Annotated in this window: 13 protein-coding genes; all 13 read left to right on the top strand. The window is 40.2% G+C overall.

The features are described from left to right. The first annotated feature begins 17 nt into the window (after positions 1 to 17). The 13 genes from fliM to ACTWP7_RS05350 are packed head-to-tail and all read left to right on the top strand — an operon-like array spanning position 18 to position 12,288. Entirely contained in the window at positions 18 to 1,019 is a 1,002-nt protein-coding gene (gene fliM, locus ACTWP7_RS05410; protein WP_443122313.1) for a flagellar motor switch protein FliM, read from the top strand. Continuing rightward, positions 1,012 to 2,193 (top strand): flagellar motor switch phosphatase FliY, encoded by a 1,182-nt coding sequence (gene fliY, locus ACTWP7_RS05405; protein WP_443122312.1) that lies wholly within the window; start codon positions 1,012 to 1,014, stop codon positions 2,191 to 2,193. Before fliM ends, fliY begins: the two co-directional genes overlap by 8 nt. A 16-nt stretch (positions 2,194 to 2,209) precedes the next feature. Continuing rightward, complete coding sequence (locus ACTWP7_RS05400; RefSeq protein ID WP_443122311.1) at positions 2,210 to 2,572, top strand: response regulator; 363 nt, start codon at positions 2,210 to 2,212, stop codon at positions 2,570 to 2,572. Positions 2,573 to 2,584: 12 nt separating this feature from the next. Continuing rightward, positions 2,585 to 3,250, top strand: a complete 666-nt coding sequence (locus ACTWP7_RS05395; RefSeq protein WP_443122310.1) for a flagellar biosynthetic protein FliO — start codon at positions 2,585 to 2,587, stop codon at positions 3,248 to 3,250. Continuing rightward, a complete protein-coding gene (gene fliP / locus ACTWP7_RS05390) occupies positions 3,243 to 3,908 on the top strand; it encodes a flagellar type III secretion system pore protein FliP (protein ID WP_443122309.1) in 666 nt (221 codons plus the stop codon). The genes ACTWP7_RS05395 and fliP overlap by 8 nt, the downstream gene beginning before the upstream one ends. Positions 3,909 to 3,924: 16 nt before the next feature. Continuing rightward, positions 3,925 to 4,194, top strand: coding sequence for a flagellar biosynthesis protein FliQ (fliQ, locus tag ACTWP7_RS05385; protein ID WP_014643288.1), 270 nt, complete (start codon positions 3,925 to 3,927; stop codon positions 4,192 to 4,194). Between the two features lie 2 nt (positions 4,195 to 4,196). Beyond that, complete coding sequence (gene fliR, locus ACTWP7_RS05380; protein WP_443122308.1) at positions 4,197 to 4,973, top strand: flagellar biosynthetic protein FliR; 777 nt, start codon at positions 4,197 to 4,199, stop codon at positions 4,971 to 4,973. A 6-nt stretch (positions 4,974 to 4,979) separates the two neighbouring features. After that, positions 4,980 to 6,065 (top strand): flagellar biosynthesis protein FlhB, encoded by a 1,086-nt coding sequence (gene flhB, locus ACTWP7_RS05375; protein WP_443122307.1) that lies wholly within the window; start codon positions 4,980 to 4,982, stop codon positions 6,063 to 6,065. Positions 6,066 to 6,083: 18 nt separating this feature from the next. After that, positions 6,084 to 8,117, top strand: a complete 2,034-nt coding sequence (flhA, locus tag ACTWP7_RS05370) for a flagellar biosynthesis protein FlhA (protein ID WP_443122306.1) — start codon at positions 6,084 to 6,086, stop codon at positions 8,115 to 8,117. Further along, entirely contained in the window at positions 8,114 to 9,223 is a 1,110-nt protein-coding gene (flhF, locus tag ACTWP7_RS05365) for a flagellar biosynthesis protein FlhF (protein WP_443122305.1), read from the top strand. Before flhA ends, flhF begins: the two co-directional genes overlap by 4 nt. Further along, positions 9,216 to 10,037 (top strand): AAA family ATPase, encoded by an 822-nt coding sequence (locus ACTWP7_RS05360; protein WP_443122304.1) that lies wholly within the window; start codon positions 9,216 to 9,218, stop codon positions 10,035 to 10,037. The genes flhF and ACTWP7_RS05360 overlap by 8 nt, the downstream gene beginning before the upstream one ends. Positions 10,038 to 10,097: 60 nt before the next feature. Further along, positions 10,098 to 10,277 carry a chemotaxis protein CheB gene (locus ACTWP7_RS05355; RefSeq protein WP_443122443.1) on the top strand — a complete coding sequence of 60 codons (180 nt, stop codon included), beginning with the start codon at positions 10,098 to 10,100 and terminating at the stop codon, positions 10,275 to 10,277. Then, entirely contained in the window at positions 10,270 to 12,288 is a 2,019-nt protein-coding gene (locus ACTWP7_RS05350) for a chemotaxis protein CheW (RefSeq protein ID WP_443122303.1), read from the top strand. Before ACTWP7_RS05355 ends, ACTWP7_RS05350 begins: the two co-directional genes overlap by 8 nt. Positions 12,289 to 12,299: the final 11 nt, after the last annotated feature.

Raw genomic sequence — 12,299 nt, 5'->3', positions numbered from 1 at the left:
GGTAAGGAGGTGAGAGTGTGGCAGAAGAGGTTCTTTCTCAGAATGAAATAGATTCCTTGCTATCCGCTTTATCAACGGGTGAAATGGATGCCGAAGAACTAAAGAATGAAGAAAAAGAGAGAAAAGTTCGATCCTACGATTTTAAAAGGGCGCTTCGATTCTCAAAAGACCAGATTAGAAGTCTTTCCAGAATACATGAAAATTTCTCCAGACTGCTTACTACTTATTTTTCAGCACATCTACGAACCTATGTAAATATCGAAGTCGCTTCAGTAGACCAGCTACCTTATGAAGAATTTATCAGATCTATTCCAACAATGACCATATTGAATATATTCAGTGTATCTCCATTAGAAGGAAGAATTCTGCTCGAAACCAACCCTAATGTAGCGTATGCGATGATGGACCGAGTCCTGGGGGGCAGAGGTAGCAGTGTGAGCAAAGTGGACAACTTAACAGAAATTGAAACGACTATTATGTCTCACTTATTTGAGAAAGCCCTCGATAACTATCAGGAAGCCTGGGGTTCTATAGTTGAGATCGATCCAGTACTGGAAGAATTTGAAGTGAATCCTCAATTCCTGCAAATGGTATCGCCTAATGAGACGGTGGTAGTTGTTTCCTTAAATACAACCATTGGAGAATCGAGCGGTATGATTAATATATGCATCCCTCACGTAGTGTTAGAACCAATCATTCCGAAGCTCTCTGTACATTATTGGATGCAAAAGCAACAGCCGAAAGATAGAGATCCTGGAGAATATGAAGCTTTAGCGAAAACTATCAAAGGGGCAGAAGTAGATATGAAAGCTCTGCTCGGAGAGTCCAACATATCGATTCAGCAGTTCTTAGGGTTGAAGGAAAATGATGTGATTCGACTAAGTCAGCAAATTGACAGACCTATGACACTAAAAGTAGATAACGAACAAAAGTTTCATGTACAGCCGGGTACAATTAAAAATCATCTCGCTGTGCAAGTTTTAGAAGACTATCGAGGGGAGGCGGAAAGAAATGAGTGACGATATGTTATCACAGGATGAAATAGATGCTCTTCTGAATGGCAGTACAGGTGAAGATCTTAATCGCTCATCTTATAATCAAGGTTTGGCAGAAGAATTATCAATACTTGAAGAAGATGCGCTAGGTGAAATTGGCAATATATCTTTTGGAAGTTCTGCTACAGCTTTGTCTTCCTTATTAAATCATAAAGTGCAAATTACCACACCGAAAATCACAGTTGTAAACCGTAATCACCTGCCTGATGAATTTCCAAAACCGTACGTCGCAGTCGGTGTTACTTACACGCAAGGATTCTCAGGGGAAAATGTTCTAGTTATTAATACTAAAGATGCAGCTATTATTGCAGATCTAATGCTGGGAGGAGATGGCAGCTCACCTGATGATCAATTAAATGAAATTTCTTTAAGTGCTGTCCAGGAAGCGATGAACCAAATGATGGGGTCAGCAGCGACCAGCATGTCAACTATATTTAATAAAAAAGTGGATATCTCTCCCCCCTCCATTGATGTGTTAAACCTCGAGGAAAACCGGGGTACGGATCAGATTCCAGACGATGAAACTCTTGTGAAAGTTTCTTTCCAGCTTAAAGTGGGGACATTAATCGATTCTAGTATTATGCAGCTTCTTCCTGTTGGTTTTGCTAGAGAGTTAGTGGACCAGTTAATGAATCCTGAAGACCAAGCACCTCCTCAAAAACCACTGAAAAAATCTTTGGGTTCAAGAGAAGACGATCAGCCCACTAAAGCTGCTGTTACAACGGAGGAGTCTGACAAGGGTTCGAGTACATCAACATCTCACGAGGGAGTTGAACCTCAGTACGTAGGAGGACCGGTTGGGCAAGGCGTTAATGAGGCGAATATTCAGACCGCTCAATTCCAAAACTTTGAATCTGTGCAACTTAATAACAATGAACAAAGAAACTTAGATATGCTGATGGACATTCCATTAAAAGTTACCGTAGAACTTGGTCGCACGAAGCGTACAATAAATGAAATTTTAGAAATATCAGCAGGTTCTGTGATAGAACTGGATAAGTTAGCAGGCGAACCAGTTGATATTCTTGTAAATGAAAAATTGATGGCTAAGGGAGAAGTTGTCGTGATCGACGAGAACTTCGGTGTACGGGTTACCGACATATTAAGCCCTAAAGATCGGCTGAGTAAATTACGTTAATCAAGGAGGAAGTAGGATGGGAGGAAGAATAATGATTGTAGATGATGCAGCTTTTATGAGAATGATGGTAAAGGACATTCTTACGAAGAATGGCTATGAGATCGCAGCTGAAGCAGAAGATGGGAAAAAAGCGGTGGAATTATATAAAGAAAAAAACCCTGATCTCGTAACGATGGACATTACCATGCCCGAAATGGATGGAATTACAGCACTAAAGGAAATAAAGCAGCATAACCCAAATGCTAAAGTAATTATGTGCTCTGCAATGGGACAACAGGCAATGGTTGTCGATGCTATTCAAGCAGGGGCGAAAGACTTTATCGTTAAACCTTTTCAGGCTGATCGTGTTATTGAAGCCATTCAAAAAGCCTTAAGTTAAAGAGGAATGTTTATGTATCGAACAACTAGATGGACAGCTTTCATTATCGCTCTATTTACTATTTTTCTCGTCGGTGCAGGGTTCGTTCAAGCGGCACCCTCTGCCACTGAGTGTTTAGAAAATCCTCAGCTTGAAGGATGCCCATCTTCAAACTCAGCAGAAGATTCTGAGGCTCCACCTGGGGGCAATTCCTCTCAGGTGGAAGCAGCTGAAGGGTCTTTACTGTGGAACATTATAAAACTGGTTTTTGTTCTTTTGCTAGTATTAGTTCTCATATATGGCCTATTAAAGTTTTTTAATTCCAGGAATAAAGTATTCAATCAGAATCGAACAATGGAAAACCTCGGAGGGATGAACCTTGCACCTAACCGTTCGATTCAGGCTGTGCGGATTGGCGAACAAGTGTTTATCCTTGGCGTTGGGGATTCTGTAGAAATCATTACCGAGATCTTAGACCCTTCGACCAAAAGCGGTTTGATCCAAAAGGATAAACATCAAGGAATGGAACAAGCTTTCCCTTTGGATAAGTGGCTCGGAAAATGGAAAAAGGATAAGGGAAAGGAAGAAACTACTTCCACGGTACAGTTTCAGCAATTATTTGAGAAACAGCTTAAAGATATGAAAGAAAAAAGAAAGAATGCGTCAAGACGGGATCAGGGGGGCAGAGATCATGAATGAATTTATCGATATCTTCTCCGGTTCAGATCCTGAAGATATTTCTACTTCCGTTAAATTACTGCTATTGTTAACGGTCTTGTCCCTTGCTCCTGGAATATTGATTTTAATGACGAGTTTTACAAGGATTCTGATCGTACTTTCATTTGTCAGGACTTCGCTTGCGACTCAGCAAATGCCTCCCAATCAAGTTTTGGTTGGTATTGCTCTTTTTTTAACATTTTTCATAATGGCCCCCACTTTCCAGGAAGTAAACAACCAGGCCTTAACACCATTGTTCAATGAGGAAATTACATTGGATGAAGCTTATGAAGAAGCAAGTATTCCTATGAAGGATTTTATGGGGAAGCATACGAGGCAGAAGGACTTAGCTTTATTCATAAATTATTCAGGAATGGAGCGTCCGGATACCATTCAGGATGTTCCGCTCACTACGCTTGTACCAGCTTTTGCTATCAGTGAACTTAAAACAGCTTTTCAAATGGGGTTCATGATATTTGTCCCTTTTCTCGTTATTGATATGGCTGTAGCGAGCGTGCTTATGTCCATGGGTATGATGATGCTGCCTCCCGTCATGATATCACTTCCTTTTAAAATATTATTATTTGTGCTGGTTGATGGGTGGTTCTTAATTACAAAATCGCTATTAGAAGGGTTTTAGGAGGGAGGTCAATAATATTAACGATCAAATGGTCATTTCATTTGCTAAGGAAGGCATTTATACCGTGTTAATGATTACCGGTCCCTTGCTGATTCTAGCTTTGGCGGTCGGCCTCCTGGTTAGTATTTTTCAGGCAACGACGCAAATCCAAGAACAGACGCTTGCTTTTATTCCGAAGATTGTAGCGGTAATGGTAGGTTTAATATTTTTTGGTCCCTGGATGCTGACCAACATGGTAGAGTTTGCTGCCGGTATATTCAGTAACTTAAATATGTTAGTAGGGTAGCTATGCTTGACTCGATAAATTTAGCGGGCATTCCCGCGTTTTTATTAATATTCATTCGAGTAACCTCCTTTTTTGTCACACTTCCGCTCTTCTCCTATCGTAATGTTCCAAATCAGCATAAAGTTGGTTTCAGCTTTTTTATTGCATTACTAATGTATTTCTCGCTTTCTATACCTGAGCTTGCTGTGGATGAGGAATACTTTTTGCTTTTATTCAAAGAAGCAGCTGTCGGAATTGCGGTTGGTTTACTAGCCTATATTGTATTGGCAGCGATTCAAATCGCAGGTGGTTTTATTGATTTTCAGATGGGATTTGCGATTGCTAATGTTATAGATCCGCAAACAGGAGCGCAAAGTCCTTTAATTGGTCAGTACTTCAATATTATTACTCTATTATTTATTTTAGCCGTGGATGGACACCATCTGATGATTGAAGGTGTGTTTTACAGCTACACCCTGATTCCAATTGATCAATTACTGCCGCTTCAAGATGAATCGTGGATCCAATATGTTATAGAGACTTTCAACCAGATGTTTGTTATAGCTTTTTTAATGGCCGCGCCTATTGTTGGCTGCTTGTTTCTTGTAGATATTGCCCTTGGAATAGTAGCACGGACGGTGCCCCAGCTAAACGTGTTTGTAGTTGGCTTACCGCTGAAAATATTCATAGCTCTCTCTGTCCTGGTCATAGCCATGACTTTTTATATGATGCTGATTGAACAATTATTCGAAACTATGCTCACCACCATGCGTGGTTTAATGCAAATATTCGGAGGCTAGCTGCTCATGCATTACTTACATTTAGACCTGCAGTTCTTTGCAGCAGACGAAAAAACAGAAAAAGCTACTCCTAAGAAGAGACAGGATAGTCGAAATAAAGGACAGGTTCCAAAAAGCCAGGATGTAAATACCGGCTTTCTTCTATTAATGGTATTTGGCGTCCTGTTTTTACTGGGGAGCCAAATGAAGTCAACCATGACAGGAATGTATGAACATGCGTTTCAAGAATATATTCACTGGGATGTAACTGAAATGCAAGTTCATACGGTTTTTGTCGAAATGACCTGGGAGATTAGTAAAGTCATTGCTCCTATAATGGGGGTGGCTATTATAGCAGGTATAGCATCTAATCTTTTGCAGGTAGGCATTATGTTCACCGGTGAGCCATTAAAAGTGGATTTGAAAAAGCTGGATCCTATTCAGGGAGCAAAAAAAATATTTTCAGCACGGGCTCTCGTCGAGCTTGTAAAGTCCTTGCTGAAAATTGCAATGGTAGGTTCTATAACATTTACGATCATCTGGGTTAATAAAGATGAAATGATGCTGATGTCCCAGAAATCCGTACAGGCAGCTCTCGCTTTTTTTGGTAACACTACTATTTTAATGGGGCTTGCTTCAGCACTCGCTCTGCTTATTCTCTCCGTTATCGATTATACATATCAGCGCTACGATCATGAGAAAAATATACGAATGTCTAAAAAAGACATTAAAGATGAACATAAGAACATGGAAGGGGGTCCACATATTAAAGCAAAAATTAAAGAGAAGCAGCGGCAAATGTCTGCTTCCCGTATGATGAGTGAAGTCCCTGATGCGGATGTGGTAATTACGAACCCCACCCATTATGCAATTGCTGTAAAGTACAGTGAGGATCAGGGAGATGCGCCTTATATTGTCGCTAAAGGGGTTGATTTTATCGCTTTAAAGATTAAAGAAGTAGCTAAAGCAAACAACGTAGTTACCGTTGAGAACCGTGCTTTGGCAAGAGCTTTGTATAGAAATACTGAGATCGATCAGCCCATTGATGAGCAATTCTATAAAGCAGTAGCAGAGATTCTTGCTTACGTATATCAATTGGAGAAAAAAATTTAAAGTAAAGGAGGCCCACTGATGTCAGCAAGAGATTTATCCGTTTTATTAGGCGTGATCCTGATCATCGTCATGCTTGTGATTCCGCTTCCGGGGTGGCTCCTTAGTTTTTTTATTCTCATTAATATTACGCTTGCTCTGATTGTCATTTTAGTTTCAATGAATATGGAGGAAGCGCTTCAATTTGCTGTTTTTCCAACCCTATTATTATTGCTTACATTATTTCGCCTTGGTTTAAATGTTTCAACAACCCGTTCCATTCTGTCCGAAGCAGAAGCGGGAGGTGTGATTGCTACATTTGGAACTTTCGTTATCGGAGGAAATCCTTTGGTTGGATTTGTAGTATTTGTCATTCTGGTTATTATTCAATTTCTAGTAATCACGAAAGGGGCAGAGCGTGTATCTGAAGTAGCCGCTCGATTTACCTTAGATGCTATGCCCGGAAAACAGATGAGTATAGATGCTGATTTGAATGCAGGCATGATTAATGAACACCAAGCTAAAGAGCGCAGAGAAAAAATTGAAAATGAGTCCGATTTTTATGGAGCGATGGACGGAGCAAGTAAGTTTGTTAAAGGAGACGCTATAGCCGGTATTATCATTGTACTTATTAATATAGTGTTTGGTTTAATTATAGGAATGGTCCAGATGGGCATGTCCTTTAGTGAAGCAATTGATACCTATATGCGATTAACCGTTGGGGATGGTCTTGTCAGTCAGATTCCTGCCCTGCTTATATCTACAGCTACCGGAATTGTAGTCACGCGCGTAGCTTCTCAGGGTAATTTAAGTACAGATGTAACTAGTCAGCTGCTCCGGTATCCTAAACTGCTATATATAGCTGCTGGAACTATTTTTCTATTAGGTTTAACTCCAATTCCATTCTTCCTTACAACTCTTATAGCTTCCGTGTTAGGATTTGGGGCTTACTGGCTCTCTAGAGAAGTTGAAGAACCAGTTGAAAATGAGCCTGAAGAGCTGGATGAATCGGAAAGTGATCAAATGAAATCGCCGGAAAATGTGGTTAATTTAATCAGTATGGATCCGATAGAGTTTGAATTTGGCTATGCACTTATTCCGATCGCTGATTCAAATCAGGGAGGAGATTTATTAGACCGAATTGTCATGATCCGGAGACAGTTGGCTATCGAATTAGGGATAGTCATACCTGTTGTAAGAATCAGGGACAACATCCAGCTGCATCCGAATGAATATCGGTTAAAGATAAAAGGAAATGAGGCGGCACGAGGCGAGCTTCTGCTTGATCATTATTTAGCCATGAGCCCAGGAGACGAAGATGAGGAACTAGAAGGAATCGAAACGCAGGAACCTGCCTTTGGTTTACCTGCCAAATGGGTTACTGAGGACCTGAAAGATGAAGCAGAATTATCTGGCTATACCGTAGTTGATCCTCCATCTGTTGTATCCACTCATATTACTGAGGTAATAAAACAGCACGCCCATTCCCTCCTTGGACGTCAAGAAACACAGCAGCTGATTGATCATTTGAAAGAATCCTATCCAATTCTGGTGGCCGAAGTTACACCGGAGCCTTTATCAGTTGGCGATGTTCAAAAGGTTTTGGCTAAGCTTTTACGTGAGAACGTGTCCGTTAATAACTTACCAGTAATCTTCGAAACGCTGGCTGATTTCGGCAGAATGACCACCGATACGGATCTGCTTGCTGAATATGCGAGACAATCATTAGCTGCCCAGCTGACCCGTCAATATATGAAAGAAGACCAAACCGTTAAAGTCATCACCGTATCCGGTAAAGTAGAGAAAATAATTGCAGACAACATTCAACAGACAGAACATGGAAATTATCTAGCACTGGATCCAGAAAGTCAACAGTCCATTATTAGCGCCGTGGCAGCTCAGGTTGAACAAATTTCACTTCAGGAAGAAACGGCGGTTTTATTGTGCTCGCCAGCTGTCCGCATGTACATCAAGCAGCTGCTAGAACGATTCTTACCTCAAGTAGTGGTGTTATCTTATAACGAATTAGAGCCAAGTGTTGAAGTGCAAAGTGTAGGAGTAGTGAATGTCGCATGAAGGTGAAAAAGTTTCAGGCAGTTACCATGCCGGAAGTTATGAAAAAGGTAAAAAGTGAATTAGGACCGGAAGCGGTGGTTTTGAATACAAAAACAGTCAAACCAAGGGGACTGTTCAAAAGGTTCAAGAAAGAACTTATTGAAGTCATCGCAGCCGTAGATTCTTCCGCATCTATTCAGAAGAGGGTGCAGCCTTCAAAAAGTTCTAAGGCATTAAGTTCTAATGAATCGGCAGCATCATCGAATGAAGCGATCATGAACGAGTTGAAGCAGCTTCGCTTAACGATAGAATCTACAAGTAATCACTCGCCGGGCTCTGGAGAATTCGCAGCCTGGTATGAACATCTAATTGCGCAAGAACTAGAACCTGCACTTGCTGCAAGTATTGTACAAAGTATCGATCAGAAACAATGGACCGATAATTCTGGTCAAAACGATGGGAGGGAGCGGTTATTAACGGAAGAGATCACTAAGCGTCTGAATTCACATCCTTTTGGACATAAGCATTTGGGTAAAACAATTGTGCATTTAGTAGGACCCACTGGAGTTGGAAAAACAACGACCGCAGCCAAATTGGCAGCAGAAGCGGTTTTGAATCAAAAATTAAACGTAGCCTTTATTACCACGGATACATACCGCATTGCGGCTATTGATCAATTGAAAACCTATGCGAAAATACTGGACGTTCCGCTAGAAGTAGCCTACAACTTTGAAGACTATGAACAAGCAATAGAAAAATATAAAGATTTTGATCTTTTATTAGTGGATACAGCTGGACGTAATTACTTGCAGTCTTCTTATGTAGAAGAGTTAAACCAGCTACTAAATTTTAATGATGCTTCCGAAACTTTTTTAGTATTATCGTTAACAAGTAAATATATGGATATGAAAGATATTTATGAGAAGTTTCGGCCTATTCCCATCAACAAGGTTATTTTTACAAAAGAAGATGAAACCTCTACTTATGGAAGTGCGATTAATTTACTGGTTCACCATAAAATTGGTGTCGCTTACTTAACTAACGGGCAAAATGTTCCAGACGACATTGAAGAAGCTTCGCCTGACATGATGGCGAGGAAAGTTACAGAGGGATATGGTTATGCATGATCAAGCCGAACAATTACGGCTGCGAATGACGGACAGCCGGGTTGTGGAACACAAAGCCCGCAATATTGCTATTGCCAGCGGAGTAGAAGGAGAAGGAAAATCCACCTTCGTTGTTAACTTTGGCATTAAACTAATAGAACAAAATCATCGCGTCTTAATTCTTGATTTAGATGTTGGTAAGGGTACAATCGACCGATTATTAGAAGTTCATCCTTCACGTTCACTGGCTCATCTTTTCTCTGAACAGAAAACGATTCATGATCTTATCGAGCAGGCGCCATCATCTGTATCTTATCTCGCCGGGGGCACAGGGGTGGAAGTGTTTTCTGAGCTTGATGAATGTAATTTTCAATATTTTCAATCTCAGTTTGAAGAGTTAAACCGGTCCTATGACTATATTCTATTTAATATGAGATCAAATGTAGAAGAGAATTGTTCAGAATTTATGACGTCTGCTCATGAAGCGATCATTGTAACTACACTATCCTCCACATCAATTAGAAGTACATACGGACTTATTAAACAATTACTAACCAAAGAAAAAGAGTTTCCGATTTCGATACTCCTTAATCGGTGTGCTTTGGAAAGAGAGAGTGAAGATACCAGCTTACGCCTTCAGGGAGTAATTGATCGTCATTTAAAAACTCAAGTTCAATATTTAGGGGCGATCCCTGAGGACCGTGCTGTCATTCGTTCAATAATTCAGAAGAAGCCTTTTACGATTCAATATCCTGAAGCTCAGGCAAGCAAAGCTATTAATAATATAGTCTATAACTATATAAATCTATCTGAAAATAAACTTCACCATCATTAATTTTTATTTAAATTGAGGCGGTTCATTAGTAAAGGAGCAAGACGATGAAAAAGACATGAGCTGAAACGAAAATATCCTCAGACTTATAGCATTGTCGAGTCGGAAGACAGCTGTATTGCATTTGGAATGCCAAAAGCTATTTTTAATGCTGGATTGGCTGATGAAGTTATGCCTTTATCAGGAATTGGCATCAGTATCATAAAAGCTCTTAGATCAAAGAGGGGGAAGAAGAATGGGTAATAACCCATACCTAGAAGTTTTTATAGATGAAAGTAAAGAGCATCTTCAAGCAATTAATGATCATCTATTATTGTTAGAGAAAAACCCTGAAGACTTGTCCATTGTTAATGAAATATTCAGATCGGCCCATACCTTGAAAGGCATGTCAGCTACAATGGGATATCAGGATCTATCTAATTTAACTCATCAGATGGAAAACGTTCTAGATGGGGTGCGTAATGAACTAATTAAAGTAGATGGTGACATGTTGGATATCGTATTCGACTCAGTAGATGATTTAGAAGCGATGGTCATGGATATAGCAGGGGGCGGTGCTGGTAAACGGGATGTTAAACAGGTGGTGAAAATGCTTGAAGGTATTGAAAGAGGTGAAAAAGCCCCAACGTTTTCTTTGGAACCAGCCCAACAGGTGATCACGTCGGCAAGTATGTCTATTGATGAATTTACCCTCACAGTTTTAGAGCAGTCTAAAGAACAAGGTCAGCAAAATTATCGAATCGAAATTACTTTAAGAGAGGATTGCCTGTTAAAGGCAGCTCGTGTCTATATGGTTTTTGAGGTGCTTGAGCAATTGGGGGAAGTTATTCTGTCCGTCCCCTCTGTGGAGCAGTTGGAGAGCGAAAAATTTGAACAAAGTTTTATAGTTTTATTAATAACCTCTTCCAACATGGAAGAAGTAGAAAAAAAAATACATAAAGTCTCGGAAATAGAGAGAGTTGCGGTCACTGAATTCCTGATTGACAGACGCTCACCTGAATTATCTTCTTATGAAGAAAACAATTCTTCGGAATCTGTAAAAAATACCAAATCTGAAGAGAAAATAACTTCAGTAAACTCAGAAAAAACAAATCAGACTCAGACTGGCAATAAAACGGTACGTATAAATATAGATCGATTGGATGTACTGATGAATTTGTTCGAGGAACTTGTCATTGATAAAGGAAGACTGGAACAAATTTCAAGTGAATTGAAACATGCTGAACTTCAGGAAACAGTGGAACACATGTCCAGGATTTCAGGAGATTTGAAAAGTATAATTCTTAATATGAGGATGGTGCCGATCGAACAAGTTTTCAACCGGTTCCCTCGTATGGTGCGGCAGCTTTCCAGAGATCTGAGTAAACAAGTGAGCTTGAGTATAGTTGGGGCAGACACAGAACTTGATCGAACCGTTATCGATGAAATTGGAGATCCTCTTGTTCATTTAATCCGCAATGCTCTTGATCATGGAATAGAAAGTCCAGCGGAACGAGAAAGAAAAGGGAAAAACCCTTCAGGGAAACTGGAGTTGAAATCCTTCCATAGCGGCAATCATGTGTTTATAGAAATAGCAGATGATGGTGCAGGGATTAATCGGGATAAGGTCATTCGAAAAGCGATAAGTAACCATGTAATTACAGAACGCCAAGCCCTAAACATGAACAATAAACAGGTTTATGAATTAATAATGGAAAGTGGTTTTTCGACCGCTGACGTGGTATCTAATGTATCCGGTCGAGGGGTAGGGTTGGATGTAGTTAAGAATACGATCGAAGTGCTGGGTGGTACCATTACGGTAGATTCTGAGGTTGACAGGGGCAGTGTTTTTTCCGTGCAACTACCTTTAACGTTATCGATCATATCTGTCATGGTTGTAGAAGTGCAGGAAGAGAAGTTTGCGATTCCACATGGTTCGATAATTGAGACGGCGATTGTTAAAAAAGAAGACGTTATGTTAGTTCATAGAAAACAAGTGATCGATTTTCGAGGAAGAGTAGTTCCTCTCGTCTTCTTAGAAGAGGTGTTAGAAGTACCTTCATCATACGAGGAGGGGGAATATCATTCTTTAGTTATGGTTAGTAAAGGAGATAAAATGGCTGGTCTTGTTGTAGATTCGTTTATCGGGCAGCAAGAAGTCGTTTTAAAATCTCTCGGAGACTATTTGAGCGGGGCATATGCCATTTCAGGAGCCACCATCTTGGGCGATGGTCAAGTAGCATTAATTCTTGATAGCCATGCACTTATTAAATAGAGGAGGAATGA

Source organism: Halobacillus sp. B29 (genome assembly GCF_052246755.1).
Lineage (GTDB): Bacteria > Bacillota > Bacilli > Bacillales > Halobacillaceae > Halobacillus > Halobacillus halophilus.
Note: the sequence above shows the minus strand (reverse complement) of the source record. Positions and strands in the feature narration are given on the sequence as shown.

What these genes read in the sequence shown, in the direction of transcription:
- fliY (WP_443122312.1), top strand. Translation starts at nt 1,012, where the DNA reads ATGAGTGACGATATGTTATCACAGGATGAAATAGATGCTCTTCTGAAT.
- ACTWP7_RS05400 (WP_443122311.1), top strand. Translation starts at nt 2,210, where the DNA reads ATGGGAGGAAGAATAATGATTGTAGATGATGCAGCTTTTATGAGAATG.
- ACTWP7_RS05395 (WP_443122310.1), top strand. Translation starts at nt 2,585, where the DNA reads ATGTATCGAACAACTAGATGGACAGCTTTCATTATCGCTCTATTTACT.
- fliP (WP_443122309.1), top strand. Translation starts at nt 3,243, where the DNA reads ATGAATGAATTTATCGATATCTTCTCCGGTTCAGATCCTGAAGATATT.
- fliR (WP_443122308.1), top strand. Translation starts at nt 4,197, where the DNA reads ATGCTTGACTCGATAAATTTAGCGGGCATTCCCGCGTTTTTATTAATA.
- flhB (WP_443122307.1), top strand. Translation starts at nt 4,980, where the DNA reads ATGCATTACTTACATTTAGACCTGCAGTTCTTTGCAGCAGACGAAAAA.
- flhA (WP_443122306.1), top strand. Translation starts at nt 6,084, where the DNA reads ATGTCAGCAAGAGATTTATCCGTTTTATTAGGCGTGATCCTGATCATC.
- flhF (WP_443122305.1), top strand. Translation starts at nt 8,114, where the DNA reads ATGAAGGTGAAAAAGTTTCAGGCAGTTACCATGCCGGAAGTTATGAAA.
- ACTWP7_RS05360 (WP_443122304.1), top strand. Translation starts at nt 9,216, where the DNA reads ATGCATGATCAAGCCGAACAATTACGGCTGCGAATGACGGACAGCCGG.
- ACTWP7_RS05350 (WP_443122303.1), top strand. Translation starts at nt 10,270, where the DNA reads ATGGGTAATAACCCATACCTAGAAGTTTTTATAGATGAAAGTAAAGAG.